The sequence below is a fragment of the Micromonospora humida genome (assembly GCF_016901255.1).
Taxonomy (GTDB): Bacteria; Actinomycetota; Actinomycetes; order Mycobacteriales; family Micromonosporaceae; genus Micromonospora; species Micromonospora wenchangensis.
The window spans coordinates 422,081-448,959 of sequence record NZ_JAFEUC010000002.1; the positions used below are offsets into that span (position 1 = coordinate 422,081).

Consider the following 26,879-nt stretch of genomic DNA (forward strand, 5'->3'; position numbering starts at 1 on the left):
GAAAGGAATCGGATGTTCGTCGAGGAGCGTGGCCCGACGCCCGGCACCGACGTGCTCATCCGCAAGGTCGAAGGTCACCTCACCGCCCTGCGGACCAGTCTGCGCGGCCCCGAGCTGGCGCTCGCCGAGCGTCTCGCCGACAGCCTGCGGGAGTTGGTCGTCTCCACCGCCCAGTCCAGTGCCGCCGACCGCGGGCAGGTGCGGGTCGCCGTGCACTACTTCGTGCTCCGCAGGGAGAGTCGCGGCGCGATGCTGCCGGTGCGTTCGCTCGCCGTGGCCCAGCGGGTGGTCGACAAGGTCGCCCTCCAGCTCGGCCGCCCCGACCTGCTCGTCGAGCCCCGGCGTGCCCTGACGCCCGCGCTTCCCGGTGGTGACGCAGCCGCCGGTTGACCGGAGGATTTCCCCGAAAACGCCCCATAGTGGGCAAAACTGGCGTGTGATCGGTGCTGGCCGGACAACTCGCCCGGCGCGCGCCGCCAGTTCGACGGGGAGGACGCGTGCTCGTACTGCTGCTCCTCCACCTGGTGGCGGCGCTCGTCGCGCCGCTGCTGGTCCGCTGGTGGGGCCCGCGCGCCTGCTACCCGCTGGCACTGGTGCCCGCCGCCGCCCTCGGCTGGGCCCTGACCCGCACCCCGGCGGTCCGCGACGGCGGCGCGGTCGTCGAGACGTACCACTGGATCGGCCAGCTCGACCTCGACGTGGCGCTGCGGATGACGACGCTGTCCTGGCTGATGACCCTGCTGGTCGGCGGGGTCGGTGCGCTCGTCCTGGTCTACTGCGGCCGGTACTTCGCGCCCGGCGCGGTGGGCCTGCCCCGGTTCGTCGCGGTGCTGGTCGCCTTCGCCGGGGCCATGCTCGGCCTGGTCCTCTCCGACGACCTGCTGCTGCTCTACGTCTTCTGGGAACTCACCACCGTCTTCTCCTACCTGCTCATCGGGCACAGCACGGAGCGCCGCTCCAGCCGCTGGGCGGCGGCCCAGGCGCTCACCGTCACCACCCTCGGCGGCCTGGCCATGCTGCTCGGGTTCCTGATCCTCGGCGGGCACGCCGGCAGCTACCGCTGGTCGGAGATCGCCGCCGCGCCACTGCCCGGCGGCGGGACGCTGGTCGCCGCGGTGCTGCTGATCCTGACCGGCGCGCTGGCCAAATCGGCGATCGTGCCGTTCAACGGCTGGCTGCCGGTGGCGATGGCCGCACCCACCCCGGTCAGCGCCTACCTGCACGCGGCGGCGATGGTCAAGGCCGGCGTCTACCTGATCGGCCTGCTCGCCCCGGTGCTCGCGGACACCGGCCCGTGGCGGCCGGTGCTGCTCACCCTCGGCCTGGTCACCATGCTCGCCGGCGGCTGGGCGGCGCTGCGCCAGTGCGACCTGAAGCTGCTGCTGGCCTACGGCACGGTCAGCCAACTCGGCCTGCTGACCGTGACGATCGGCACCGGCAGCGCCGACGCCGCGCTCGCCGGGGTCGCGATGCTGCTCGCCCATGCCCTGTTCAAGGCCGCCCTGTTCCTCGTCGTCGGCATCATCGACCACGACGTCGGCACCCGCGACCTGCGGGAACTCTCCGGCCTCGGCCGCCGGGCCCCGGCGCTGGCGGTGGTCGCCACGCTCGCCGCCGCCTCGATGGCGGGCGTGCCGCCGCTGCTCGGCTTCGTCGCCAAGGAGGCGGTCTTCACCGCCCTGGCCACCCGTCCGGTGGCGCTCGTCGGTCTGGTCCTGGGCACCGTGCTCACCGTCGCCTACAGCATCCGCTTCCTCTGGGGCGCCTTCGCCACCCGCCCCGGCACCCCCGAGGCCGCCCCGGAGCCGGTCCCGCTGCCGATGCTCGCCCCACCCGCCCTGCTCGCGATCGCCGGGCTGGTCGCCGGCCCGGCCGCCGCCGCGCTGAACGGCCTGCTCGACCCGTACGCGGAACTCTTCGGCCCGCCGCACGACACGCTCGCCCTCTGGCACGGCCTGACCCCCGCCCTCGGCCTGTCCGTGCTGGCCCTGGCCGGCGGGGCCGTGCTGCACGCGGTACGCGGCCCGCTCGCCCCGGCGCTGGCCCGGTGGAAGCTGCCGTTCACCGGCAACCAGGGGTACGAGTGGGCCACCCACCGGTTCGACCGGCTCGCCATCGAGGTCACCGGGGCCACCCAGCGCGGCTCGCTGCCGCTGTACCTGGGCACCGTCCTGCTGGCCCTGGTGCTGGTGCCGGGCGCGGCCCTGCTCAGCACCAGCCCGTGGCGAACCCGGATCGCGGTCTGGGACAGCCCGCTGCAACTGGTGGTGGGGCTGGTCATCGGGGTCGCGGCGCTCTTCGCGGTCAACGCCCGACGGCGGCTGACCGCGATGCTGCTGGTCGGGGTGACCGGCTACGGCACCGCCATGCTGTTCGTGCTCCACGGGGCACCCGACCTGGCGTTGACCCAGTTCCTGGTGGAGACCGCCACCATCGCCGTGTTCGTGCTGGTGCTGCGCCGGTTGCCGGAACGGTTCTCGGCCCGCCCGCTGCGCCGCAGCCGGTGGGCCCGCCGGGTGCTCGGCGTCGCCGTGGGCGTGGTGCTGGCCGGACTGGCGCTGGTCGCGTCCGGCGCCCGGACCGCCGTGTCCGTCTCCACCGCCTTCCCGGCGCTCGCCGTCGCCGAGGGGCACGGCCGCAACGTGGTCAACGTGACCCTGGTGGACATCCGGGCCTGGGACACCATGGGCGAGATCGCGGTGCTGGTGGTGGCCGCGACCGGGGTGGCCAGCCTGATCTTCGAGCGGTCCCGCACCGGGCCGCGACCGCGTCGGGTGGAACCCGCCACCGCCGGCCACGGCGACCGGGCGGTGTGGCTGCGCGGCGGGACCACCCTGCACGAGCGCCGGCGGTCCATCGTCTTCGAGGTGGTGACCCGGCTGCTGTTCCACACGATCGTGCTCTTCTCGCTGTTCCTGCTCTTCTCCGGCCACAACGCGCCGGGCGGCGGCTTCTCCGGTGGCCTGGTGGCGAGCCTGGCGCTGGCCGTGCGCTACCTCGCCGGTGGCCGGTACGAACTGGCCGAGGCGGCCCCGGTGGGGGCGGGCACGGTGCTCGGCGCGGGCCTGGCGATCGCCGTCGGCGGGGGCGTGGTCTCCCTGCTGACCACCGGCACCGTGCTCGCGAGCACCCGGGTCGACCTGCCGCTGCCCGGCCTCGGCGGGCCGTACCTGGTCACCTCGCTCTTCTTCGACATCGGCGTCTACCTGATCGTGGTGGGGCTGATGCTGGACATCCTGCGCAGTCTCGGCGCCGAGATCGACAGGCACATCGAGGCGGCCGGCAAGTCCGACCGGGGGCTCGTCGTCGACCACGAGGGGGACCGGCGGTGAGGGACGGCGGGGCGGGCCCGACGCTGGTGCTGGTGATCGCCGTGGGCGTGCTCACCGCCACCGGGGTGACCCTGCTGCTGGAGCGCAGCCTCACCCGCATCCTGCTCGGCGTCATCCTGCTCGGCAACGGGGTGAACCTGCTCATCCTGGTCGGTGGCCGCTCCGGCGGTGCGCCGGTGGTGGGTGCCGGCCCGGACGACGCGATGAGCGACGCGCTGCCGCAGGCGATGGTGCTCACCGCCATCGTGATCACCTTCGGGCTGACCGCCTTCCTCGCCGCCGTGGCGTACCGGAGCTGGTATCTCGGCGGCGACGACGAGGTCCAGGACGACGTGGAGGACCAGCAGATCGTCGCGCTCGCCGCCCGCAACGAGGTGCCCAACGCCGACCTCGGCGGCGAGGGGCCCGGCGACGACCCCGAACAGGTGGACCCGGAACCGCCCCGCCGACCGGGCGGCATCCGGTGAACCGCCTCGTGCCGCTGCCGGTGGTGGTGCCGCTGCTCGGGGCCGCCCTCACCCTGATCCTGGTCAGCCGGCCCCGGTTGCAGCGCACCGTCAGCGTGGTCGCCCTCGCCACCAACCTGGTGGTCGCGGTGCTGCTGCTGGTGCGGGCCCACCGGGACGGGCCGGTGGTGACCGAGGTGGGCGGCTGGCCCGCGCCGGTCGGCATCGTGCTGGTCGCCGACCAGCTCGCCGCGTTGATGCTGGTGGTCTCGTCGGCGGTCACGCTCTGCGTGCTGTTGTACTCCATCGGCCAGGGCCGCGCCGAGACCAGCGAGTCCGCGCCGGTGAGCATCTACCACCCCACCTACCTGGTGCTGACCGCCGGGATCACCAACGCGTTCCTCGCCGGTGACCTGTTCAACCTATTCGTCGGGTTCGAGATCCTGCTCGCGGCGAGCTTCGTGTTGATCACCCTGGGCGGCACCGAGGCCCGCATCCGCACCGGTTCGACGTACGTGGTGGTCAGCATCCTGTCCTCGATGGTCTTCCTGACCGCCGTGGGACTGGTGTACGCGGCCACCGGCACCCTCAACATGGCGCAGCTCGCCGGCCGGCTCGACGCCCTGCCCGATGGCGTACGGCTGGCGTTGCAGTTGATGCTGCTGCTCGCCTTCGGCATCAAGGCGGCGCTCTTCCCGCTGTCCGCCTGGCTGCCGGACAGCTACCCGACCGCCCCGGCACCGGTCACCGCCGTCTTCGCGGGCCTGCTCACCAAGGTCGGCGTCTACGCGATCATCCGGACCGAGACGCTGCTCTTCCCCGGTGGCGCGGCGTCCACCCTGCTGATGGTGGCGGCCGGACTGACCATGGTGGTCGGCGTGCTCGGCGCGGTCGCCCAGTCGGACATGAAGCGGCTCTTCTCGTTCACCCTGGTCAGCCACATCGGCTACATGATCTTCGGGGTGGCGCTGGGCACCGCCGCCGCCCTCTCCGGCGCGATCTTCTACGTGGTGCACCACATCACCATCCAGACCACCCTGTTCCTGGTCGCCGGCCTGGTCGAGGAGCGGGCCGGCAGCACCGACCTGCGCCGGCTCGGCGGGCTGGCCCGGATCGCCCCGCTGCTGGCGGTGCTCTACTTCGTCCCCGCGATGAACCTGGCCGGCATCCCCCCGTTCTCCGGCTTCCTCGGCAAGGTCGGCCTGCTCGAGGCCGGGGTGGCGCACGGCGGCGTGCTGCCCTGGGTGCTGGTCGTCGCCGGCACGCTGACCAGCCTGCTCACCCTCTACGCCGCCTCCCGGGTGTGGAACATCGCGTTCTGGCGGGCCCCGCAGCTCGCCACCGCCGACCCGGTTCCCCGGCTGCCCGCGCTGATGATCGGGGCGACCGCCGCCCTGGTGGTGCTGGGGCTGGCGCTCACCGTCGCCGCCGGCCCGCTGTTCCAGGTCACCGCCGACGCCGCCGACGACCTGCGGCTGCGTACCCCGTACGTGCGGGCCGTCCTTCCCGGCGGCCCGTCGTGACCGGCCGGACGCGCCGCCGGGCCGGTACGCCGCCGCGGCGTACCGGACGCCGCCGGGACCAGCTCATCGCCCTCGGCTGGCTGGTCGTGGTCTGGAACCTGCTCTGGGGGAAATTCTCCCCGGCCAACCTGCTCGCCGGCCTGCTGGTCGGCGGGGCGGTGCTGGTGTTCTTCCCGCTCCCGCCGGTCTCCTTCGGCGGTCGGCTGCGGCCCCGGGCGCTGCTCCGGCTCGCCGGGGTGTTCGTCGTCGAGCTGGTCAGCGCCAGCATCCACGTCGCCGCCATCGCCGTACGCCCCGGCTTCCGCCCGCGCGGCGCGATCATCGGGGTGCGGCTGCGGGTCCGCACCGACCTGAACCTGGCGCTCACCGCCGAGCTGCTCTCCCTGGTGCCGGGCACCCTGATCGTCGAGGTCGACCGGGATGCCGGCGTCCTCTACGTGCACGTGCTCGACGTGCGGTCCCCGGCCGACCTGACCGGCAGCCGGGACCGCATCCTCGCTGTCGAGGAACGGATCGTGCGGGCCATCGGCTCCGCCGCCGAGCTGCGGCAGCTCACCACCGAACCCACCGAACCCACGGAGGCCCCGTGACCGTCGTCCTCGCCGTCGTCCTGACCGTGCTGCTGTCGACCACCGCGCTGCTGGCGCTGGCCCGGATCTACCGGGGCCCGTCGCTGCTGGACCGGGTCATCGCCGCCGACCTGCTGCTCGCCACCATGCTCGGCGCGGTCGGGGCGGAGGCGGCGGTGAACCGGCACGCCACCACGCTGCCGGTGCTGGTGGTGCTCTCCCTGCTCGGCTTCGTCGGCTCGGTCGCCCTGGTCCGCTTCGCCGCCCGGGAGGAGCCGTGACCCGGCCCGCCCCGGGGTCGGGCCGTCATCCCGGGCCCGGCCACGACCGGGTGCCGGGCCGCGCGCCGGGTCGACGCCGGCTGCCGGGTTCCGGCCGGAGCGCGCCGGTTCCGGCCGGGGGAGGGCGGCCGTGAGCGTGGGTACGGTGATCGACTGGCTGGGCGCCGTCGCCCTGGTCTCCGGGGCGCTGCTCAGCCTCGCCGCAGGGATCGGCGTGCTGCGCTTCCCGGACGTGCTGGACCGGATGCACGCCGCCACGAAACCGCAGGTGCTCGGGGTGCTGCTGTTGCTGCTGGGGCTGGTGCTGCGGCTGCGTACCGCCGCGGACCTGGGCATGATCCTGCTGGTGGGGGTCTTCCAGCTGGCCACCGCCCCGGTGGCCGCCCAGATGATCGGCCGGGCCGCCTACCGGTCCGGCCGGGTCGACCGCAGCCTGCTCGACGTGGACGAACTGGCCGGGGACCCACCCCCGGACCGGTAAATAGGGGACGAGCAGGAACTTTGTCCCCACCCTCAGCGGGCCCCCAGCAACCGCCGATAGAATTGCGGCATGATCGACTCTTCTGCCCAGGAGGGCAGCAGTAGCCAGCCGGGTCGTGCCCGGCAATCCCCCGCCCCGACGTCCACGGGAGCCCTGAGCGACCCGTGTTGATCGTCGTCGGCCTCGCACTCATCATCGTTCTCACCGCCGCCACCGGCTACTTCGTAGCCCAGGAGTTCGGCTACGTCGCCGTGGACCGGGGCAAGCTCAAGCAGCTCGCCGACGACGGCGACGCCAAGGCCGCCCGCGCCCTGGAGGTCACCGGGCGGCTGTCGTTCATGCTCTCCGGTGCGCAGCTCGGCATCACCGTGACCGCCCTGCTGGTCGGTTACGCCGCCGAACCCTACCTCGGTGCCGGGCTGGCCGAACTGCTCGGCGGCGCCGGCGTCGCAACCGGCGTCAGCCTGCCGCTGTCGGTGGCGTTGGCGCTGGTCATCGCCACCGTCGTGCAGATGGTCCTCGGAGAGCTCGCCCCCAAGAACCTGGCCATCGCCCGGCCCGAGACGTTGGCGCGGGCGCTGAGCCGGTCAACCCTGATCTACCTGAAGATCGCCGGGCCGCTGATCACGCTCTTCGACCGGGCCTCCGTCCGGCTGCTGCGCCGGGTCGGCATCGAGCCGATCGAGGAACTGCCCAGCGGTGCCACCCCGGCCGACCTGGAGCAGATCATCGCCGAGTCCCGGGAGGAGGGGCACCTCGACGCCGAGATGTCCGACCTGCTCGACCGGGGTCTCGACTTCCGGGAGCTGACCGCCGGGGAGGCCATGGTGCCCCGGGTCGACGTGCACACCATCCGGTCGCACGAACCGGTCAGCCGGGTGGTCGAGCTGCTCGACACCGGTCACTCCCGGTTCCCGGTACGCGGCGTCGACGGCGTCGACGACCTCGTCGGCGTGGTCGGCATCGCCGACGTGCTCGGGGTGCCGCCGGCCGAGCGCGCCACCACCCCGGTCAGCGCGGTGGCCGTACCGCCGCTGCTGGTGCCGGAGACGTTGCCGCTGCCCACGGTGCTGGACCGGCTGCGCTCGGGGCACCGGCAGCTCGCCTGCGTGGTCGACGAGTACGGCGGCTTCGCCGGTGTGATCACGCTGGAGGACATCGCCGAGGAGCTGGTCGGACCGATCCGCGACGAGGACGACCCGCCCGAGCCGGCCCCGATCCGGCAGGAGGACGGCTCCTGGGTGGTGCCGGCCCGATGGCGGATCGACGAGGTCGCCGACAGCACCGGCATCGCCCTGCCCGAGGCCCCCGAGTACGACACCCTCTCCGGGCTGGTCATGCGGGAGCTGGGCCGGGTGCCCGAGGTGGGGGACCGGCTGGAGATCAGCCTGCCGGTCGACCACGACGAGCCGGCGGAACGGCCGACGGCCCTGGTCGAGGTGCTCGCCGTGGACCGGCACGTGGCCGACTCCGTCCGGCTCACCCTCGCCGGTGACCAGGGTGCCGACGGGGAGCCCCGGGCCACCACCGGCGCGGGCGACCAACGCCGCGCCACGAACGTCCGCGCCACCGGCACCAGGGGCGACCGACGCGGCGGCGGGAACGCCCGTGCCACCGGCGGTGCCGACGTGCGCGTCACCCCGGGTCGGGAGGAGCGGTCATGAGCCCCACCGTCGCACTGCTGGTGTCGGTGCTGCTGCTCGCCCTCAACGGCTTCTTCGTGGCCGCCGAGTTCGCCCTCGTGGCGGCCAAGCGCTACCGGTTGGAACAGACCGCCGCCACCGGCAGCCGGGCCGCCCGCGCCGCCCTGGACGGGGTACGCGAGCTGTCCCTGATGCTGGCCGGCGCGCAACTCGGCATCACCCTGTGCACCCTGGGCCTGGGTGCGCTCGCCGAACCGGCGATCGAACACCTGATCAGCCCGCTGCTGCACACCGTCGGCCTGCCGGAGGCGGCCAGCCACGTCGTCGCGTTGATCTTCGCGCTGGGGCTGGTGACGTTCCTGCACCTGGTGGTCGGCGAGATGGCCCCGAAGTCGTGGGCCATCACCGACGCCGAGCGCTCGGCGACACTGTTGGCGCTGCCGTTCCGGGCCTTCGCCCGGGTCGCCCGCCCGGTGCTGTCCGTGCTCAACGCCCTGGCCAACGCGATGCTGCGGCTGGTCGGGGTGCAGCAGCAGGACCAGCTCGCCCAGGTCCACGGCCCGGACGAGCTGCGCATCCTGCTCGAACAGTCCCGCGAGCACGGGCTGCTCGGTGCCGAACAGCACCAGATGCTGACCAGCATGCTGGAGTTGCAGGGCACCACCGTCGCGCAGGTGATGGAACCCTTCGACCAGATCGTCACGGTCCACCGCAACGACACCGCCGAGCGGATCGAGCAGGTCAGCCGGGACAGCGGCCGGTCCCGGCTCGCCGTCCTCGACGACGGCGGTGAGGTGTGCGGCCTGGTGCACGTACGGGAGGCGGTCCGGGCCGTCACCACCAGCCGGGCGGCCACCGCCGCCGAGCTGATGACCCGGTCGTTCACCCTGCCGGCCACCTCCTCGGTCACCGAGGCGGTCGCCGCGATGCGCGCCGACCAGGCCCAGTTGGCGCTGGTCCGCAACGGTGGCGGACCGACCCGGCCGATCGGTTTCGTGGCGCTGGAGGACCTCCTCGAAGAGGTCATCGGCGAGTTCGACGACGAGACCGACCCGATCCCGCGGGGCCGCCGGATGCGCTGACGGTCGTACCGCCCGTCGTTGCGCAGGATCGACGCAACGGGGGCGATGTGGTGGTGTCGGAGAGGAGTTGACACCGCTACATCGCACCATCGCGTCGAACAACGGGCCGCCATGTCTGGTCGGGTGTCGGGGTGGAGGAGTGCCGGGCCGGTGAGCGGGAAACCGCACGGTCATGCGGTTGACCGGGGTGTCCCGGGAATCCGGTGTGACCGGGTTGTCGGTGAGTACCACCCTCACCAATCCGAGCACCCGCCCCGGGCTGCGGCTACCGGGGCGGGTGACCCTCAGCGCCGGGTCGCAGGACGTGCCGATCCGGCACGTACGGCTGGGTCTGGTGGCGACCGCCGAACCGGAGGACCCCCGTTCGCCCCGTCGCCTCGTCCAGTACCACCAGGTGCCGGTGGGGGGACGGTTCGTGGTGCCGGCCGGGCGGCGACGGGCCATCGACTTCGCCGTACCGCTGCCGTGGGAGACCCCGGTGACGATCTTCGGCGGGGTGCCGGTGATGAGCCTGCGCACCGGGTTGCGTACCGAGGTGTCGGTGGACCCGGAACTGGAGCAGGGCGCGATGGTGCCGGTCTTCGTCCATCCGCTGCCCACCCAGCAGCACGTGCTCGCCGCGCTGGACACGCTGGGTTTCGTGCTGCGGCAGGCGGGTCTGGTGTCGAGCCGGCTGCCGGGGGTCGCGCAGACCCTGCCGGTGCACCAGCGGCTCGGTTACTGGGTCGCCCCGCTCTACGCCGGCCCGATCACCGAGCTGGAGCTGATCTTCGTGACCAATTCCGCCGGCCTGGAGGTGCTGCTCTGGATGGACCGGCGGCTGTCGTTGACCGGGATCAGCCACCAGAGCATCAGCCGGTTCCGGGTCTGGCACACCGGTGCCGACCAGCAGGACTGGGTCACGGTGGTGGACGGTTGGTTGCGTGCGGCGATCGACCGGCACGCAGCGGCGGCCTCGGACGCGCACTGGTCGGCCCGGATCACCGAGTCGGCCCACGTCAGCCGACAGCCTGACGAACCGGTGCGGCCGGGCTTCGGGTTGGGCGGCACCGCCGGGAGTGGGGGGATCGGCAGCGGGGGCGGGGGTGGTGACGGCACCTGACCCACCTGCCGCGGCAGGCGGGTCAGGTGCCGTGTGTCGTGTGCGGGGTGGGGCGGGTCAGACCGAGGCCGTGGCGAGCTTGATGCCGAAGCCCAGGAAGAGCATGCCGACGCCGGTGGTGGCGCCGGCGGCCAACCGGCGACGCTGCCGGAACTGGGCGGCCAGGAAGGTGCCCGCGAAGATCAGCGCGGTCAGGTAGAGCGCGCTGGTCACCTGGGCGATCAGCCCCAGCAGCAGGAACGACAGCGCCGGCCAGGCGTAGCCGGGGTCGACGAACTGGATGAAGAACGAGATGAAGAAGAGGATCGCCTTCGGGTTGAGCAGGCTGATCACCAGCGCCTTGCGGAACGGGCTGTGCAGCGCCTCCGGCTCGGCGGCGTCGATCAGTCGGGGTGTCGCGGGGTCGTTGCGGTCGCGCCACCGCCGCCAGGCCCCCCGCAGCATGGTCAGCCCGACGTGGCCCAGGTAGGCCGCGCCCGCGTACTTGATCACGAGGAAGAGCGGCGGATACGCCTTGAGCAGCGACGCCACCCCGGCGGCGGAGAGGATCATCAGCACCGAGTCGCCGAGGAAGACCCCGCCCGCCGCCCGGTAGCCGGTCGCCACACCGCGCTTGGCGGCGGTGGAGAGCACGAAGAGGGAGTTCGGCCCCGGCAGCAGAATGATCGCCACGGTGCCCAACACGTACGTCCAGATGTCGGTGATGCCCAGCACGCCCGTCATCCTCGCTCCGCCGGTGCCGAACGGCGAAGCCATTCCCGCAGCCTGGCCTGTGCGTTCGGCCACTCGTCGACGGTCATGGCGTACTGCACGGTGTCCCGCCAGGAGCCGTCCGGGCGCTGCCGGTGCATCCGCAGCACGCCCTCCCGGGTCGCGCCGAGCCGGGCGATCGCGGCCTGCGACCGGGTGTTGCGGATGTCGGTCTGCCAGACCACCCGCACCGCCCCCAGCTCGTCGAACGCCCGACCGAGCAGCAGCAGCTTGGCCTCGGTGTTGACGGCGCCGCCCCACCAGGGCCGACCGAGCCAGGTGTACCCGATGGCGACGCAGCGCCGCGCCGGGTCGAGGTCGTAGTAGGAGGTCGACCCGATGACCGCGCCGGTGCGGGCGCAGCGCTGCACCCACGGCACCCGTTCACCGCGCCGCCGGGCGTCCAGCGCGGTGCCGACGACGGCCCGCATCGCGGCCGGGTCGGTGGGCGTCGGGTGGCTCAGGTGGGCCCAGACCTCCGGCTCGGCGGTGGCGGTGAAGAGGTCGTCGGCGTGCGCCGCGGTGAGCGGTTCCAGCAGCACGTGCTCACCGCGCAGCGGCACCGGCTCGTACCACGGCGAGGTGGTGGCACCCGCCCCCGACGGCCCGGTGGCCTGGGCTCCCGGCGCGGTGGCCCGGGCTCCCGGCGCGGCGGCCCCGACGGCGTCGGGCGGGCCGGTGAGGTGCGCCGGGTCGGGGTGTGCCGGTCCGGCCGGCTCCCGTACCGGGGTGCCGGTGCCGGACAGGTAGGCCGGCAGCGGGGCGGTCACCCCGGCGTCGGGCTCCGGCGGGCCGGCGACCTGCCGCAGCGGCACCACCCCGGCCCAGTACGGCAGGTCGAGGTCGGCGGGTTCGTCGCGGACCCCGCCGGTGCGGGCCCGGACCGACACCTCGTGCAGCGGCAGTGCCAGGACGGCCGTCTCGGCCAGCTCCCGTCGGCTCGGTGGGCGGCTGTCGGCGGCCCGCCCGGCGGCGGCCTTCTCGACCAGGGCGGTCAGCACCGTGCGCTTGTCGTCGTCGCTGGTCACCAGGTGGGCGGTGCCGTGGGCGACGACCGAGCGGTAGTTGGCGCTGTGATGGAACTGGGAACGGCCGAAGACCAGCCCGTCGAGCAGGGTCACGGTGACGCAGACCGGTAGCCCGGCGTCGCCCCGGGCGGCGAGCAGCGGCCGGCTGCCGGTGGAGCCGTGCAGGTAGAGGGTGTCACCGACGCGGACGTGCAGGGTGGGCAGCAGCCGGGGCTCGCCGTCGACCACGAACCCCAGCACGCAGTGGTAGGCCTCGTCGAGCACCGCGTGGGCGGCGGCCCGGTCGTAGCTCATCCGGTCCCGGCTGCGGCTGGCGGTGGTGCGTGCGGTCGGCGCGTACATGTGACATCCCGCCTTTGTTCTAGTACGATCCGGAAACTGTGGCAGCACATTATCAGATCCTCGGGTCCACGTCCGCCGCGATTTCGGCGAGCGTGGAAACCGGCATCCGCAGCGGCGCGCTCGCCGCCGGTGACGCGTTGCCGCCCGTCCGCGCCCTCGCCACCGCGCTGGCGGTCAGCCCGGCCACCGTCGCCCGCGCCTACCAGGAGCTGCGCCAGCGGGGTCTGGTGGTCACCGCCGGCCGGCACGGCACCCGGGTCCGGCCCCGGCCGCCGGTCGCCCCGCGCCGCGCCGCGCACGCCCCCGCGCCCGCCCCCGGCACCCGCGACGTGTCCCACGGGCAACCCGACCCCCGGCTCCTGCCGCCGCTCGGCCCGCACCTGGCCGCGCTCGCCGACACGGTCGGCCCACCCGTCGGGTACGCCACCACCGGCGTGCACCCCGCCCTGGCCGAGGCCGCCCGCTCCCGGCTGGCCGCCGACGGGGTGCCCGCCGACGAATTGACCGTCACGGGGGGCGCGCTCGACGGCATCGAACGGCTGCTCGCCACCCACCTGCGCCCCGGCGACGCGGTGGGCCTGGAGGACCCGGGCTGGGCCAACCTGCTCGACCTCGTCGCCGCGCTCGGGTTGCGGCCGGTCGGCTTCCCGGTCGACGACGAGGGGCCCGTCGTGTCCGGGGTGCGCGACGCCCTCGCCCTCGGGGTGCGGGCGCTGGTGGTGACCAGCCGGGCGCAGAATCCGACAGGCGCCGCCGTCTCCGCCGGCCGGGCCGGGGAGTTGCGGGCCCTGCTCGCCGGCCGCCCCGACCTGCTGCTGATCGAGGACGACCACGCAGCCGAGCTGTCCCGGCTGCCGGTGCACCCGCTGGCCGGTGCCACCCCGACCTGGGCGTTCGTCCGCTCGGTGAGCAAGCCCTACGGGCCCGACCTGCGGCTGGCGGTGCTGGCCGGTGACGAGGTGACGGTGTCCCGGGTGGCCGGCCGGGCCCGGGTGGGGGCCGGCTGGGTCTCCACCGTCCTGCAACGGCTCGTCCTGTCGCTCTGGCACGATCCGGCCACCACCGCCCTGGTCGACCGGGCCGCCGACGCCTACGAACGTCGCCGCCGGGGGCTGCTCGCCGCGCTCGCCGACCGGGGCGTGGCGGGGCACGGCCGCAGCGGCATCAACGTCTGGTTGCCGGTGCCCGACGAGACCGCCACGGTCACCGCGCTACGCGACGCCGGCTGGTCGGTCGCGCCCGGTGGTCTCTCCCGGCTCGGCAGCCCGCCCGCTGTCCGGATCACGGTCAGCGCGCTCGACGACGCCGACCTCGTACCGCTGGCCGACGCGGTGGCGGCGGCGGTCCGCCCCGCCGGCCCGGTCCGTTTCACCGCCTGACCCGAGCCGTCGGCCTGCTCCCGCTCCGCTGCCCGGGGGTCGGCTCCGGCGGCGCGGTCAACCCCGCCGGGCGTACGAAGACCTTCCGGCGGGAGACCGCGTCGCCGGCCGCGTCCAGTTGGTAGCCCTCCAACCAGACCCATCCGTCGTACGTGGGCCAGTCGAGCACCCGGATGACCCGCAACCGGATGGGCCGGAGGAACTGCACGCTGGCGGCTCTGGTCACGTACACCAGGTCGCCGGCCCTCACCGCCGGTCCCGGTCCCGTCGGGCGCGCAGCTCCCGTCGGGCGCGCAGCTCCCGTCGGGCGCACAGCTCCCGCCAGGCGCGCAGCGTCGCGCCCGCGTCGGCGAGGCGGGTGCACGAGCCGTCCGGCCGGCACCGGGAGCAGGCGTTGCGGTGGTGGAAGTCGACGACGTAACCGGCCAGCACCACGGCGAACGGTGGCTCGCCGAATCGCGGTTCAGTCCCGGTCGGGGGCCGGGGCCTGATCTGTCGTACGACGTCGACAGGTTCAATAAGCCGATGGAACCACTTCCCACGAGACATGCGCGTTTCCTGACACTAGGGTTGAGGACAAGTCGAGTGTGTGGCGGCAGTGGCTTCCGTGCTGCACGATTTTCCGGGCAGCGATTTAGGTGACTTTCAGGTTTGTCGACAACGCATCTCATATCTAAGATTGCGGGTATGGCACTGCTCAGAGGCACCCGGTTGGAGGTGTGGGGAGCTGCCGAGATCCAAGAGCGTTTGGGGATCTCACGACAGCGTGCCTACATCCTGATCGGGCGCAGAGATTTTCCTCCACCGGCCGCTGTTCTCAAGATGGGCCAGATCTGGTTGAGATCTGATGTGGAAGCGTGGATTCTTGAGAAGCGACCTCACCTGGTCGAGGTCGATGAGGGGTTGTAGTGAAACGCTCCGGTCGACAGTTGTTGGTGTACGTCAATGGTTTCGTTGGCTCTGGAGCCACGTGGCCTTGCGTATCCCGCCACATCTCGAGGTATGACGATAGGCGCGTGAGGCCCATACCCGGGTCGCTCTCCGCGTATGCCGTGTCACCACGCTAGATCTGTCTAGTCATCCTGTCTAGACAGGAGTGTGATGGGAGTGGTCGCAACCGGTGGGTAAGTTGGCAGATGTGCCTACCCCGCACGTAGAGCCGCGTCGGTACCGGATCGTGGCCGACGAGTTGCGCCGCCGGATCACGGATGGCGCGATCCCACCCGGCTCCCTGCTGCCCAGCGAATCCACCCTCATGGCGGAGTTCTCCGTCGCCAGGGGCACTGTGCGGGAGGCATTGGCGCTGCTGCGCGCAGAGGGCCTGACCGTGGCGGAGAAGGGCAGGGGCACCTACGTTCGCCCGGTCGTGCCCGTTCGCCGGCTCGGCTCCGAGCGGTACCGAGCCGAGCTTGAGCAGGTACGCAACGGCGAGCTGGGCACGGCCTTCACCACCGATCAGCAAGTGGCCTGGTCTGCGTACACCCTGGACAGGGAGTTCAAGGAGGTTCCGGCGGCTGCTCCGGTGGCAGGACTCTTCGGGGTGCCGCCCGGGACTATGCTGCTGGAGCGTCGATTCGTGTTCCGTACCCACGGTGTCCCGCAGCAGATGTCCACCTCGTACCTGTTGCTGTCCATGGTGGCGGGCACACCGGTGGCCGACCCCGCGAACGAGCCGTGGCCCGGTGGCAACACCTCCCAACTGCACAGCCTGGGCTATGACATCACCGCTGTACGTGAACAGGTGAGCGCCCGAATGCCACTGCCGGACGAGGTGCACACCCTGCGGATTCCGGGCGGTATACCAGTCTTCGCCATTACTCGGCAGACCTATGTGGATGATGTGGTCGCGGAGGTCGCCGATATCGTGCTCCCGGGGGACCGGGTTCGCCTCGACTACCTGATCGACCTCGCCTGAGTGGCCCGGCATGACTGAGAACGTGCCGGACCGGCAGGTCCGTTGCGGGTGCACTGGCGCGACCGGGTAGAACAGTCGCCATGGCCGAGCAGACCGACGCACCCGGTGCCCAGCAGTTCATCCCGCCACAGGCCGGCACACTTGCCGAGCTGCGGGCCGCGGCCGCCGGTTGCCGGGGCTGCGAGCTGTACCGGGACGCCACCCAGACGGTCTTCGGCCGGGGCGACGAGAGCGCCCGGGTGGTCTTCGTCGGCGAGCAGCCCGGCGACCTGGAGGACCAGCACGGGCTGCCCTTCGTCGGCCCGGCCGGCCGGCTGCTGCGCCGGGCGGTCGACGACGCCGGTCTCGACCCGGCCCACCTCTACATCACCAACGCGGTGAAGCACTTCCGGCACGAGCTGCGCGGCCGGCGTCGCATCCACCAGACCCCGGACCGGGTGCACATCGTCGCCTGCCGGCCGTGGCTGGTCGCCGAGTTCGCCCGGCTCGGCCCCGACCTGGTGGTGGTGCTCGGCGCGACGGCGGCGAAGGCCCTGCTCGGCCCGACGTTCCGGGTCACCCGGCAGCGCGGCGAGCTGCTGCCCTGGCCGGCCGCCGCCGAGCACCCGGCGGACTTCACCCGGGTTCCGGTGGACCGCGCCGGCACGGTCGCCGACGCGCCCGCCGCCCGGGTGCTCGCCACCATCCACCCGTCGGCGGTGCTGCGCGCCGACAACCAGGACGTCGCCTACCGGGGGCTGGTGGACGACCTCACGGTCGCCGCCCGTGCCCTGACCGGCTGACCGCGGGGCCGCGCGCCAGGGAACTCCGGCCGTGCCCGACCCCGGCCGGCCCCGGAACTCCCGGCCGGGCCCGACTCCGGCAACCCTGGCCGGGCCCGGCTCCGGCGTGCCCGGGAACCCCGGTGCGGGCGGGGGGCCGACTGCGCGAGGATGGCCTCCCCGGACCAGGAGCTGCGATGACCGTCGACCTGCGCGTGCCCGCCCGGCCCGACGTCGCCCCGATCCAGCGGCGTACGTTGCGGCTGCTCGTCGCCACCCAGACCATCGGTGGGGTCGGGGTGGCGATCGGAATCTCCGTCGGGGCGCTGCTGGCGGCCCGGGTCGCCGGCACCGCCGTGGCGGGGCTGGCGCAGAGCTGCGGGGTGGTCGGCGCGGCGCTGCTCGCCGTACCCGTCACCCGGATCATGAACGGGCACGGCCGGCGGCCGGGGCTGGTGGTGGCCTACCTGACCGGGGCGGTCGGGGCGCTGCTGGTGGTGCTCGCCACGGTCACCGGCGGGGTGCCGCTGCTCTTCCTCGGGATGCTGCTGTTCGGCGGCGGCACGGCGGCCAACCTCCAGGCCCGCTACACGGCGGTGGACCTCGCCGAACCGGCCCGCCGGGGCCGGCAGCTCTCCCTGGTCGTCTGGGCCACCACCATCGGCTCGGTGGCGGCGCCCAACTTCGCCGCGCTCGCCGACCGGGTCACCCGGTCCTGGGGGCTGCCGTCGCTGGCCGGCCCGTTCGCGTTCAGCGCCGTCGCGTTCGGCCTGGCTGCGGTCGTACTGCTGCTGTTGCTGCGGCCCGACCCGCTGCTCACCGCGCGGCGGCTCGCGGCGGCCGAGGCGGGTGCGGCATCCGGGGCCGCCACCCCGGCGACGACCGCGTCGGGCGCACGGCGGGCCGGCATGCGGGCGGCCTGGCGGGTGGTGCGCGGCCGGCCGGCGGCGCGGCTGGGTATCGCCGCCGTCGCGGTCGGCCACCTGGTGATGGTCGCGGTGATGGCGATGACCCCGGTACGCCTCGGCGAGTCGCACTCCGACGCGGACGTGCTGCGGGTGGTCGGCATCGTGCTGAGCGTGCACATCGCCGGCATGTACGCGTTCTCGCCGGTGGTGGGTTGGCTCACCGACCGGTGGGGCCGGCGCGCGGTGATCCTCGTCGGCGTCGGCACCCTGCTTTCGGCGTGCGCGGTGGCCGGCACCGCCGGGCACCACACGCCGCGCCTCTCGGTCGGCCTGGCCCTGCTCGGGCTGGGCTGGTCGGCGACCATGGTGGCCGGCTCGACGCTGCTGTCCGAGGCGGTGCCGGCCCGGGTGCGCCCCAGCGTGCAGGGGCTCTCCGACCTGACGATGGGGCTGGCCGGAGCGGGCGCGGCGGCGGCCAGCGGGTTTGTCATGCGGGTGGCGGGTTATCCGACCCTGACCCTGCTGGCGGCGATCGCGGTGGTGCCGCTGGTGGCGCTAGCGTTGCGTCGGGTGCCACCGGTGGTGCCCGACGAGGAGGAGTGATCACGTGCGGTTGACCGACTTCTGGACCCGGCTGGACGAGGCGTTCGGGTCGGGCTACGCGACCAGCATCGCCAGCGACCAGGTGCTCTCCCAACTCGACGGGCGGACCATCGAGCAGGCCCTCGCGGCCGGCGAGCAGACCCACGTGGTGTGGCGGGCGGTGGTCGCCGCGTACCCCGACCGGGTGCCGGCGCGACTACGCTGAGCTGCCGTCGAACCCCGTCCGCGTGTCGCTTGCCGACTCGTACACCTGTTCGGCTATTGTCCACAGCGGGGTGCTCGTCCACAGCTCGCGGCCCGTCGGCTGGTTTTCTGTCGGACCCAGCGCCTAGCGTGTCCGCGTGACGCGAAGCTCAGGAAAGACGCCGGCGAAGGCAGGAGTGGCAAACATGGCCGCAGGGCCCGACCGGGAGAAGGCACTCGACCTTGCTCTCGCTCAGATCGACAAGCAGTTCGGCAAGGGGTCGGTGATGCGGCTGGGCGAGCGCCCGGTCGTCCAGACCTCGGTCATCCCGACCGGTTCCATCGCGCTCGACGTGGCGCTCGGCGTGGGTGGCCTGCCCCGGGGCCGGGTCGTCGAGATCTACGGCCCCGAGTCCAGCGGTAAGACCACGGTCGCCCTGCACGCGGTGGCCAACGCCCAGCGGGCCGGCGGCATCGCCGCCTTCGTCGACGCCGAGCACGCGCTCGACCCCGACTACGCCAAGGCGCTCGGCGTCGACACCGACGCCCTGCTGGTCTCCCAGCCGGACACCGGCGAGCAGGCGCTGGAGATCACCGACATGCTGGTTCGCTCCGGCGCGATCGACATCATCGTGATCGACTCGGTGGCGGCCCTGGTGCCGCGCGCCGAGATCGAGGGTGAGATGGGCGACAGCCACGTCGGTCTCCAGGCCCGGCTGATGAGCCAGGCGCTGCGGAAGATCACCGGCGTGCTCAACAACACGGGCACCACGGCGATCTTCATCAACCAGCTCCGCGAGAAGATCGGCGTCATGTTCGGCTCGCCCGAGACCACCACCGGTGGTCGGGCGCTGAAGTTCTACGCCTCGGTCCGGCTCGACGTGCGCCGCATCGAGAGCCTCAAGGACGGCACCGACGTGGTCGGTAACCGCACCCGGGTCAAGGTCGTGAAGAACAAGGTCGCCGCGCCGTTCAAGCAGGCCGAGTTCGACATCATGTACGGCAAGGGCATCTCCCGCGAGGGCTCGCTGATCGACGTCGGCGTGGAGCAGGCGATCATCCGCAAGTCCGGCGCCTGGTACACCTACGACGGTGACCAGCTCGGCCAGGGCAAGGAGAAGGCCCGGGAGTTCATGAAGGAGAACCCGGACGTGGCCGCCGAGATCGAGAAGAAGATCCTGGAGAAGCTCGGGGTCGGGGTCGGCGCGGGTGACGCCGCCGGTGGCCCTGAGCTGCCGCCTGTCGACTTCTGACCGGTCGCCCCCCGATGGCAGGACGACGCGCCCGCACGGGGCGGGGGTGGGACGCCTCCCCACCCCGCGCGGGTGCCGACGACCCCTCCCGCACCGATGCCGACGATCCGACCCGGGCCGGTGGCACCCGCCCCCGTCGGGGTCGCCGGGGACGGGCCGACGAGGACGCGCCGGGGCAGGTCGAGCCGACCCCCCGGGACGAGGGCGAGGTGGCCCGGGAGATCTGCCTGCGGCAGCTCGCGGTGCGCCCGCGTACCCGGGCCGAGCTGGCCGGGGCGCTGGCGAAGAAGGGCATCTCCGACGAGGTGTCCGCCCAGGTGCTCGACCGCTACGACGAGGTCGGCATCATCGACGACGCGGCCTTCGCCCGCGCCTGGGTATCCAGCCGGCACAACGGTCGCGGGCTGGCCCGCCGGGCCCTGGCCAACGAGCTGCGCCAGCGTGGCGTGGACGGCGAGGTGGCCAGCGAGGCGCTCGGCGAGTTGGACGAGGAGACCGAGGCGCAGACCGCCCGCGCCCTGGTCGACCGGAAGCTGCGGACCGCCCGGGGCGAGCCCGACGCGGTGTTCCGCCGGCTGGTCGGCATGCTCGCCCGCAAGGGTTATCCGCCCGGGGTGGCGATCCGGGCGGTGAAGGACGCCCTGGCCGCCCAGAGCGCCGAGGCGGCCGAGTTCGCCGAGCAGATCGACGCCGACGCGCTGGCCGACGCCGAGGGCGAGCGGGGCTGACCGTGTGGAAGGCGTCCCTCAACGGTGCACGACGGCGCGACGAGCATCCCGCCGTGCCGCTGACCGCAGCCGAGCTGGCCGCCGACGCGGTCCGCTGTGCCGCGCTGGGGGTGGCGGCGGTGCACGTCCATCCCCGGGACGCCGACGGTGCCGAGTCGCTGTCGCCGTCGGTGATCGCCGAGGCGGTGACCACGATCCGCGCCGCCCGGCCGGGGCTGCCGGTGGGGGTGAGCACCGGCGCGTGGATCGCACCCGACCCGGCCGACCGGGTCGCCGCTGTCCGCGCCTGGTCGGTGCTACCCGACTTCGCCTCGGTCAACGCCCACGAGGACGGTGCCGAGGCGGTCGCGGCGGCGCTGCACGAGCGGGGTGTGCTGGTCGAGGTCGGCCTCTGGACGGTGGACGCGGTCCGCGCCTGGCGGGGCTGGCGGGTGCCCGCCGGGCGGGTCCTGGTCGAGTGCCTGGCCGACGAGCCGGACCGGGCGCTGGCCGACGCCGCCGACATGCTCGCCCTCCTCGCCCCCGGCGATCCTCCGGTGCTGCTGCACGGCGAGGGGCCGGCGACCTGGCCGGTGCTCCTGGAGGCGGTCCGCCGGGGCCTGGACACCAGGATCGGTCTGGAGGACACCCTGCGTCTGCCGGACGGCTCACCCGCCCCCGACAACGCTGCCCTGGCGGGTTGCGCCCGCGCACTGGGTGCCCGCTGACCCGACCGGGTCCGGTCCCACCACTGCGGATATTTGGGATTTTTGCAGCGCCGTGTCCGGATTTGGATCACCAGTGGGTGACGTTGCCAACTCTCTCCGTTCGGGGGGTTTGATCATGAGTTCTTGACCGAACGGCCTCCCGCGACCTAGCCTCGCCATACAGGCTCACTTTGCCCGACCAAGCGCAGGCTAAGCGCACAACATAGATCGCGTAACAGAACCGCATCACTTTGGCCAGCTCCACCGGCCTTGACGGTCCCTCCGGACAGCCGGTCCGGAGCCGACCCGACAACTGCACCCGGCTGTCGGCGATGCCGCATGGGCATCGCCGACGGAGAGCTATCCCCACGGCCAGCCGCTCGGTCGGGCGTCCGGAGCCGCAGAGGTGGCGTGCCCGTCGGCACGGTTCCCCTGCGGCGTAGACGTTTGGGGAGGCGCGACCATGGCTGGTCGGCACAGGGACCGGGGGTCCCCAGGAGGTGGTGGCGCGCACGGTCGCGCCGGCACGGTGTTGCGGCCCACCGGCCCGGGTGACGGGACGCCGGCATGAGCACCTTCGACGTGGTGCTCCTGATCGTCGTCGGGCTCCTCGCCCTCGTCGTGGTCGGCGTCGTCCTGGTCGGCGTACGGGCGCTGCGCCGGATCGGCACCGCCCCCGCCCCGGACGATCCCGCCTTCATCGCGGAGAAGGACCGGCAGGAACAGTCGCTGGCCGCGCTGCGCAGCGCCGCCGACGAGGTGAACAGCACCATCGACGTGGCGAAGTCCGCCGCCTCGGCGGCGCGGGCCGAGGCAGCCGGGGCGAAGGCGGAGGCGAAGTCGGCCCGCGCGGAGGCCCGCCGGGTCCTCGACGACGCCCGCGCCGAGGCGGACACCGTCCTGGAGCGGGCGCACAAGCAGGCCGAGGCGGACGCCGAGCAGTTGCGGGCCAGCGCCCGGCGCAGCGGTGAGCGTGAGGTGGCGGTGCTCGCCGCGACGACGCGGGAGCAGGCGGCCGAGGTGGAACGCCGGGCCGCCCGGATGGACGAGCGGGAGCGGCTGCACACCGAGGAGGTGGAGCGGCTGGCCGAACGGGAGCGGCAGCTCACCGCCGCCAGTGCCGCGCTGGCCGAGCGGGAGGCGGCGGTCACCGCCCGGGAGGCCGCCCTGACGGTGGCCGAGGAGCAGCGCCGGCGGGAACTGGAACGCGTCGCCGGGCTCACCGCCGACTCGGCCCGCACCGAGCTGATCGAGGCGATCGAGACGCAGGCGAAGCGGGAGGCGGCGCTGCTGGTGCGGGACATCGAGTCCGACGCCCGCAACACCGCCGAGCAGCGCGCCCGGCACATCGTGGTGGACGCCATCCAGCGGGTGGCCAGCGAGCAGACCGCGGAGAGCGTGGTCAGTGTGCTGCACCTGCCGGGGGACGAGATGAAGGGGCGGATCATCGGCCGGGAGGGTCGCAACATCCGCGCCTTCGAGTCGGTGACCGGGGTCAACCTGATCATCGACGACACCCCGGAGGCGGTGCTGCTGTCCTGCTTCGACCCGGTGCGCCGCGAGGTCGGCCGGCTCACCCTGGAGAAGCTGGTCCTCGACGGGCGCATCCACCCGCACCGGATCGAGGAGGTGCACGACCTGGCCCGCCAAGAGGTGGAGGAGCTGTGCCACCGGGCCGCCGAGGACGCCCTGGTCGAGGTGGGCATCACCGAGATCCACCCTGAGCTGGTCACCCTGCTCGGCCGGCTGCGCTACCGCACGTCGTACGGGCAGAACGTGCTCAAGCACCTGGTGGAGACCGCGCACATCGCCGGGATCATGGCCGCCGAGCTGCGGTTGGACGTACCGACGATCAAGCGGTCGGCGTTCCTGCACGACATCGGCAAGGCGCTCACCCACGAGGTGGAGGGCAGTCACGCCATCATCGGTGCCGACCTGGCCCGCAAGTACGGCGAGAGCGAGGATGTGGTGCACGCCATCGAGGCGCACCACAACGAGGTGCCGCCGCAGACCATCGAGGCGGTCCTCACCCAGGCCTCCGACGCGTGCTCGGGCGGGCGGCCGGGGGCCCGGCGGGAGAGCCTGGAGGCGTACGTCAAGCGGCTGGAGCGGATCGAGGAGATCGCGGCCGGCAAGCTCGGCGTGGAGAAGGTCTTCGCGATGCAGGCGGGCCGGGAGATCCGGGTGATGGTCAAGCCGGACGACGTCGACGACATCGGCGCGGCGGTCCTCGCCCGGGACGTGGCCAAGCAGATCGAGGAGGAGCTGACCTACCCGGGGCAGATCCGGGTGACCGTGGTCCGCGAGTCCCGGGTCACCGAGATCGCCCGCTGACCCCGTACGACAGCGAGGGCCGGCCCGGATCTCCGGGCCGGCCCTCGCTGTCGTACGGGGTGGTTGGTTCAGTTGCCGCCTGTGCCCTCCGCCTGGGAGGCGAGCGCGGCGGCCGGGGGCGGCGGGGCCGCCTTCCCGACGGACTTGCGGCCCCGGGAGAGCCGCCGCTGGACGAACTGGGCCAGCTTCGACAGCGAGTAGTTGGCCAGGATGAACAGCGCGGCGATCACCACGTAGACCTGGATCGGGTTGTCCAGCACGCCGATGATCTGCTTGCCGATGTTGAGGGTCTCCTCGTAGCTGATGATGAAGCCCAGCGAGGTGTCCTTGAGTACCACGACGAGCTGGCTGATCAGCGCGGGCAGCATGATCCGGAACGCCTGGGGGAGCAGGATCATCCGGGTGGTCTGCGCGGGGGAGAGGCCGATCGCGGCGGCGGCCTCGGCCTGCCCGCCGGGCAGCCCCTCCATGCCGGAGCGGAGGATCTCGGCGATGACCACGGAGTTGTAGACGGTCAGGCCGATGACCAGGTACCACAGCGTGTCGAAGGAGATGCCGAACTCGGGGAAGCCCCGGGCGACGAAGAAGATGGTGAGCACCACCGGCAGGCCCCGGAACACCTCGACGCAGACCCGGGTGACCGCCGAGAGCACGGCGCTCAGCCCGCGCAGCAGGTAGGCCACCGGGGTGGCCATCCCGGTGAAGCGTCGCCGGGTGAGGCTCTTGAGCTGGATGCGCAGCACCGCGAGCAGGGTGCCGACCACCAGCGAGGCGACGATGGCCAGCGCGGCGGCGGTGAGGGTGTTCTTGAGGCCGAGGCCGATCCGGTCCCACACCTGGGAGAAGTTCTCGTTGGAGGGGTCGACCAGCGGCCCCCACAGCTCCATCGAGAACTGGCCCTTGTCGTCCAGCGGCCGGTAGATCAGGAAGTACGCCCCGACGGCCAGCAGCACGGTGGCGACGACGCTGCTGATCAGGGTGATCCGGCGCTGGCGCGGGCCGGGGACGTCGTACAGGACGCTGGTCTGCTGACTCATCGGGCCACCGCCTGTCGCTTCTCCAGCCGGTCGAGCAGTGCGCCGAGCGGCACGGTCATGATCAGGTAACCGATCGAGATGCCGATGGCGACCGGGATGAAGGCGTAGCCCTCGGCGGAGGTGAGCTGGTCGGCGGTCTGGGACAGGTCGCCGACCACGCCGAAGAAGCCGATCAGCGCGGAGTTCTTGATCATCGCGATGATCACCGAGCCGAGCGGCACCACCGACGCCTTCCAGGACTGCGGCAGCACCACGTACCGCAGGTTCTGGCCGAAGGTCAGGCCGAGCGACCGGGCGGCCTCGGCCTGGCCCGGCGGTACCGCGTTGACCCCGGAGCGCAGTGCCTCGCAGACGAAGGCGGCGGTGTAGAGCACCAGGGCGATCAGCGCGAAGCGGAAGTACGGCAGGTCGGTGCCGAGCCGGGTGAACAGCGAATCCAGCACCGGGACGCGCAGGAAGTCGGCGTTGGAGCCGAGCGCCGGCAGGCCGAAGGCGGCGAAGAACATCACCACCGTCAACGGCATGTTCCGGAAGACGTTCACGTACGCGGTGCCGACGGCGCGCAGCGGCGGCACCGGCGAGATGCGCAGCACCGCCACGACGGCGCCCAGGATCAGGGCACCGATCGCGGCGAGGACGCAGATCTGGAGGGTGAGCCAGAAACCACCCGCGAAGACGTCGAACTTGTCGATGAGCACACTCACGGGTCGGTGTTCCTCCCCACCCTCCAGATCGAGGTCAGATCAGTAACGGTTGACGGTGGGCGCGCTGCCCAGCTCCGCGCCGAACTTGCCGGCGGTGTCGTCCCACGCCTTCTTCCAGCTGCCGTCGTTGAACGCCTTCTCCAGCGTGTCGTTGACGAAGTTGCGGAAGTCGGTGTCCTCCTTCTTCACCCCGATGCCGTACGGCTCCTTGGTGAAGTTGTCCCCGGCGAGCTTGAACGACGCCTCGTCCTTGGCGACGTAGCCGAGCAGGATCACGTTGTCGGTGGTGACGGCGTCGACCTGACCGCCCTTGAGGGCGTCGCGGCACTTGTCGTAGGTGTCGAAGAGCACCAGCTGGGTGCCGACGTCCTTGACGTACTTCTTGATCTCCTCGGCCGGGGTGGACCCGGTCACCGAGCAGACCTTCTTGGCGCCGTCCTTGAACGAGTCCGGCCCGGTGATGGTGGTGTCGTCCTTCTTGACCAGGATGTTCTGGCCGGCCTCGTAGTACGGGCCCGCGAAGGCGATCCGCTCCTTGCGCTTGTCGTTGATCGTGTAGGTCGCCGCGACGAGGTCGACGGTGCCGTTGACGATGACGTCCTCACGGACCTTCGACGGCGTCTCGACGTACTCGATCTTGTCCTCGGGGATGCCCAGCTCCTTGACGATGAGCTTGGCGATCTCGACGTCGAAGCCCTCCGGCTTGCCCGACAGGCCCTTCTGGCCGAAGCCGGGCTGGTCGAACTTGGTGCCGACCTTGATCTTCTGCGCCTTGTTGAGCTTCTCCATGGTGCTGCCGGCGGCGAAGGACTTGCTGCCGGCGCCGGTGCCCTCGTCGGCGTCGTCGCCACCGCAGGCGGCCATGCCGAGCGCCAGAGTGGCCGCCGCGGCGACTGCCGCCACGCGCTTCATACGCATACTGAACTCCTTCTTCGTCGGAATGCACCGGTGACCGGCGCGCTCCACTACGGACGCCTAGTGCGTGAGGATCTTGGAGAGGAAGTCCCGGGCCCGCTCGCTGCGCGGGTTGGCGAAGAACTCCGTCGGCGGGGCGTCCTCGACGAGCTGCCCGTCCGCCATGAAGATCACCCGGTTGGCGGCGTGCCGGGCGAAGCCCATCTCGTGGGTCACCACCACCATCGTCATGCCCTCGCTCGCCAACGAGGTCATCACGTCGAGCACCTCGCCGACCATCTCCGGGTCGAGCGCGCTGGTCGGCTCGTCGAAGAGCATCGCCTTGGGCTGCATGGCCAGCGCGCGGGCGATCGCCGCCCGCTGCTGCTGGCCGCCGGAGAGCTGGGCCGGGTGCTTGTCGGCCTGGTTGGCGATGCCGACCCGGTCGAGCAGGGCCAGGCCGCGCTCGCGGGCGGCGGCCGGCTTCTCCTTGCGGACCTTGACCGGCCCGAGGGTGACGTTCTCCAGGATGGTCTTGTGGGCGAAAAGGTTGAACGACTGGAAGACCATGCCGACCTCGCTGCGCAGCTTCGCCAGCGCCCGCCCCTCGGCCGGCAGCGGCCGGCCGTCGAAGGTGATCGTCCCGTCGTTGATCGGCTCCAGCCGGTTGATCGTCCGGCAGAGCGTCGACTTGCCCGAGCCGGACGGCCCGATCACCACCACGACCTCGCCCTTGCCCACCGAGAGTGACACGTCGTCGAGCACGTGCAGGGGGCCGAACCACTTGTTGACCTTGTCCAGCACGATCAGCGGTTCGCCGGTCGCCACGTCGTCCACCGTCCCTGTCGTCGTACCGGAAAGCGGGGTCGGTCGACCCCCGGTTGGGCCACTGTAGGCGGGGCGACGTGGCGGATC

General features: G+C 72.6%; 27 protein-coding genes and 1 pseudogene. 20 read left to right on the forward strand and 8 right to left on the reverse strand.

What is annotated here, in order from left to right; all coding sequences use genetic code 11:
* Nucleotides 1-12: 12 nt before the first annotated feature.
* From JQX11_RS05730 to JQX11_RS05775, 10 genes and pseudogenes are all read left to right on the forward strand, one after another.
* Nucleotides 13-390, forward strand: coding sequence for a hypothetical protein (locus tag JQX11_RS05730; protein WP_204923921.1), 378 nt, complete (start codon nt 13-15; stop codon nt 388-390).
* A 107-nt stretch (nt 391-497) separates the two neighbouring features.
* Nucleotides 498-3,332, forward strand: coding sequence for a Na+/H+ antiporter subunit A (locus tag JQX11_RS05735; protein WP_204923922.1), 2,835 nt, complete (start codon nt 498-500; stop codon nt 3,330-3,332).
* A complete protein-coding gene (locus tag JQX11_RS05740; RefSeq protein ID WP_204923923.1) occupies nt 3,329-3,799 on the forward strand; it encodes a Na(+)/H(+) antiporter subunit C in 471 nt (156 codons plus the stop codon). The genes JQX11_RS05735 and JQX11_RS05740 overlap by 4 nt, the downstream gene beginning before the upstream one ends.
* A complete protein-coding gene (locus JQX11_RS05745; RefSeq protein ID WP_204923924.1) occupies nt 3,796-5,301 on the forward strand; it encodes a Na+/H+ antiporter subunit D in 1,506 nt (501 codons plus the stop codon). The genes JQX11_RS05740 and JQX11_RS05745 overlap by 4 nt, the downstream gene beginning before the upstream one ends.
* On the forward strand, nt 5,298-5,891 hold the full coding sequence (locus JQX11_RS05750; RefSeq protein WP_204923925.1) for a Na+/H+ antiporter subunit E: 594 nt from the start codon (nt 5,298-5,300) through the stop codon (nt 5,889-5,891). The genes JQX11_RS05745 and JQX11_RS05750 overlap by 4 nt, the downstream gene beginning before the upstream one ends.
* Nucleotides 5,888-6,151 carry an MrpF/PhaF family protein gene (locus JQX11_RS05755; protein ID WP_204923926.1) on the forward strand — a complete coding sequence of 88 codons (264 nt, stop codon included), beginning with the start codon at nt 5,888-5,890 and terminating at the stop codon, nt 6,149-6,151. Before JQX11_RS05750 ends, JQX11_RS05755 begins: the two co-directional genes overlap by 4 nt.
* 136 nt (nt 6,152-6,287) lie before the next feature.
* Complete coding sequence (gene mnhG / locus JQX11_RS05760; protein WP_204924158.1) at nt 6,288-6,632, forward strand: monovalent cation/H(+) antiporter subunit G; 345 nt, start codon at nt 6,288-6,290, stop codon at nt 6,630-6,632.
* A gap of 164 nt (nt 6,633-6,796) precedes the next feature.
* Nucleotides 6,797-8,149, forward strand: a pseudogene (locus tag JQX11_RS05765) (hemolysin family protein); the annotation flags it as partial.
* Between the two features lie 143 nt (nt 8,150-8,292).
* Nucleotides 8,293-9,357 carry a hemolysin family protein gene (locus JQX11_RS05770; RefSeq protein WP_204923927.1) on the forward strand — a complete coding sequence of 355 codons (1,065 nt, stop codon included), beginning with the start codon at nt 8,293-8,295 and terminating at the stop codon, nt 9,355-9,357.
* A gap of 172 nt (nt 9,358-9,529) precedes the next feature.
* Nucleotides 9,530-10,459, forward strand: a complete 930-nt coding sequence (locus JQX11_RS05775; RefSeq protein ID WP_204923928.1) for a sporulation protein — start codon at nt 9,530-9,532, stop codon at nt 10,457-10,459.
* Nucleotides 10,460-10,516: 57 nt separating this feature from the next.
* Here JQX11_RS05775 and leuE read toward each other — a convergent pair whose 3' ends face one another.
* Together leuE and JQX11_RS05785 are read right to left on the reverse strand one after the other, a co-directional pair.
* A complete protein-coding gene (leuE, locus tag JQX11_RS05780) occupies nt 10,517-11,182 on the reverse strand; it encodes a leucine efflux protein LeuE (RefSeq protein ID WP_204923929.1) in 666 nt (221 codons plus the stop codon).
* The gene (locus JQX11_RS05785) at nt 11,179-12,579 is read right to left on the reverse strand and encodes a bifunctional pyridoxamine 5'-phosphate oxidase family protein/GNAT family N-acetyltransferase (protein WP_204923930.1); all 1,401 of its coding nucleotides are present in this window, start codon (nt 12,577-12,579) and stop codon (nt 11,179-11,181) included. Before JQX11_RS05785 ends, leuE begins: the two co-directional genes overlap by 4 nt.
* A gap of 38 nt (nt 12,580-12,617) precedes the next feature.
* Between JQX11_RS05785 and JQX11_RS05790 the strand changes: the two genes are divergently transcribed.
* On the forward strand, nt 12,618-13,958 hold the full coding sequence (locus JQX11_RS05790; RefSeq protein WP_204923931.1) for an aminotransferase class I/II-fold pyridoxal phosphate-dependent enzyme: 1,341 nt from the start codon (nt 12,618-12,620) through the stop codon (nt 13,956-13,958).
* Here JQX11_RS05790 and JQX11_RS05795 read toward each other — a convergent pair.
* Together JQX11_RS05795 and JQX11_RS05800 are read right to left on the reverse strand one after the other, a co-directional pair.
* On the reverse strand, nt 13,948-14,208 hold the full coding sequence (locus tag JQX11_RS05795; RefSeq protein WP_307826081.1) for a hypothetical protein: 261 nt from the start codon (nt 14,206-14,208) through the stop codon (nt 13,948-13,950). The two genes, JQX11_RS05790 and JQX11_RS05795, sit on opposite strands and share 11 nt — an antisense overlap.
* A complete protein-coding gene (locus tag JQX11_RS05800; RefSeq protein WP_204923932.1) occupies nt 14,205-14,393 on the reverse strand; it encodes a hypothetical protein in 189 nt (62 codons plus the stop codon). Before JQX11_RS05800 ends, JQX11_RS05795 begins: the two co-directional genes overlap by 4 nt.
* Nucleotides 14,394-14,645: 252 nt before the next feature.
* Between JQX11_RS05800 and JQX11_RS05805 the strand changes: the two genes are divergently transcribed.
* The 9 genes from JQX11_RS05805 (at nt 14,646) to rny (ending at nt 23,329) form a co-directional block, all read left to right on the forward strand.
* Nucleotides 14,646-14,867 (forward strand): helix-turn-helix transcriptional regulator, encoded by a 222-nt coding sequence (locus JQX11_RS05805; protein ID WP_204923933.1) that lies wholly within the window; start codon nt 14,646-14,648, stop codon nt 14,865-14,867.
* Between the two features lie 268 nt (nt 14,868-15,135).
* Nucleotides 15,136-15,873, forward strand: a complete 738-nt coding sequence (locus JQX11_RS05810; RefSeq protein WP_204923934.1) for a GntR family transcriptional regulator — start codon at nt 15,136-15,138, stop codon at nt 15,871-15,873.
* Between the two features lie 80 nt (nt 15,874-15,953).
* Nucleotides 15,954-16,655, forward strand: coding sequence for a UdgX family uracil-DNA binding protein (locus tag JQX11_RS05815; protein ID WP_204923935.1), 702 nt, complete (start codon nt 15,954-15,956; stop codon nt 16,653-16,655).
* 176 nt (nt 16,656-16,831) lie between these two features.
* Nucleotides 16,832-18,145 carry an MFS transporter gene (locus JQX11_RS05820; protein WP_204923936.1) on the forward strand — a complete coding sequence of 438 codons (1,314 nt, stop codon included), beginning with the start codon at nt 16,832-16,834 and terminating at the stop codon, nt 18,143-18,145.
* Between the two features lie 4 nt (nt 18,146-18,149).
* Nucleotides 18,150-18,350, forward strand: a complete 201-nt coding sequence (locus JQX11_RS05825; RefSeq protein ID WP_204923937.1) for a DUF3046 domain-containing protein — start codon at nt 18,150-18,152, stop codon at nt 18,348-18,350.
* Between the two features lie 184 nt (nt 18,351-18,534).
* Nucleotides 18,535-19,581, forward strand: coding sequence for a recombinase RecA (gene recA / locus JQX11_RS05830; protein ID WP_088647146.1), 1,047 nt, complete (start codon nt 18,535-18,537; stop codon nt 19,579-19,581).
* A 14-nt stretch (nt 19,582-19,595) separates the two neighbouring features.
* Nucleotides 19,596-20,309, forward strand: coding sequence for a regulatory protein RecX (locus tag JQX11_RS05835; RefSeq protein ID WP_204923938.1), 714 nt, complete (start codon nt 19,596-19,598; stop codon nt 20,307-20,309).
* Nucleotides 20,310-20,311: 2 nt separating this feature from the next.
* Nucleotides 20,312-21,016, forward strand: coding sequence for a 3-keto-5-aminohexanoate cleavage protein (locus JQX11_RS05840; protein ID WP_204923939.1), 705 nt, complete (start codon nt 20,312-20,314; stop codon nt 21,014-21,016).
* 546 nt (nt 21,017-21,562) lie between these two features.
* Nucleotides 21,563-23,329, forward strand: a complete 1,767-nt coding sequence (rny, locus tag JQX11_RS05845) for a ribonuclease Y (RefSeq protein ID WP_204923940.1) — start codon at nt 21,563-21,565, stop codon at nt 23,327-23,329.
* 68 nt (nt 23,330-23,397) lie between these two features.
* Here rny and JQX11_RS05850 read toward each other — a convergent pair whose 3' ends face one another.
* From JQX11_RS05850 to JQX11_RS05865, 4 genes are read right to left on the reverse strand one after another with little or no spacing between them, the layout of a single operon-like run.
* On the reverse strand, nt 23,398-24,366 hold the full coding sequence (locus tag JQX11_RS05850; RefSeq protein ID WP_204923941.1) for an amino acid ABC transporter permease: 969 nt from the start codon (nt 24,364-24,366) through the stop codon (nt 23,398-23,400).
* Nucleotides 24,363-25,070 (reverse strand): amino acid ABC transporter permease, encoded by a 708-nt coding sequence (locus JQX11_RS05855; protein ID WP_204923942.1) that lies wholly within the window; start codon nt 25,068-25,070, stop codon nt 24,363-24,365. Before JQX11_RS05855 ends, JQX11_RS05850 begins: the two co-directional genes overlap by 4 nt.
* 39 nt (nt 25,071-25,109) lie before the next feature.
* Nucleotides 25,110-25,988 carry a glutamate ABC transporter substrate-binding protein gene (locus JQX11_RS05860; protein ID WP_204923943.1) on the reverse strand — a complete coding sequence of 293 codons (879 nt, stop codon included), beginning with the start codon at nt 25,986-25,988 and terminating at the stop codon, nt 25,110-25,112.
* A 57-nt stretch (nt 25,989-26,045) separates the two neighbouring features.
* Nucleotides 26,046-26,801 carry an amino acid ABC transporter ATP-binding protein gene (locus JQX11_RS05865; RefSeq protein ID WP_307826082.1) on the reverse strand — a complete coding sequence of 252 codons (756 nt, stop codon included), beginning with the start codon at nt 26,799-26,801 and terminating at the stop codon, nt 26,046-26,048.
* Nucleotides 26,802-26,879: the final 78 nt, after the last annotated feature.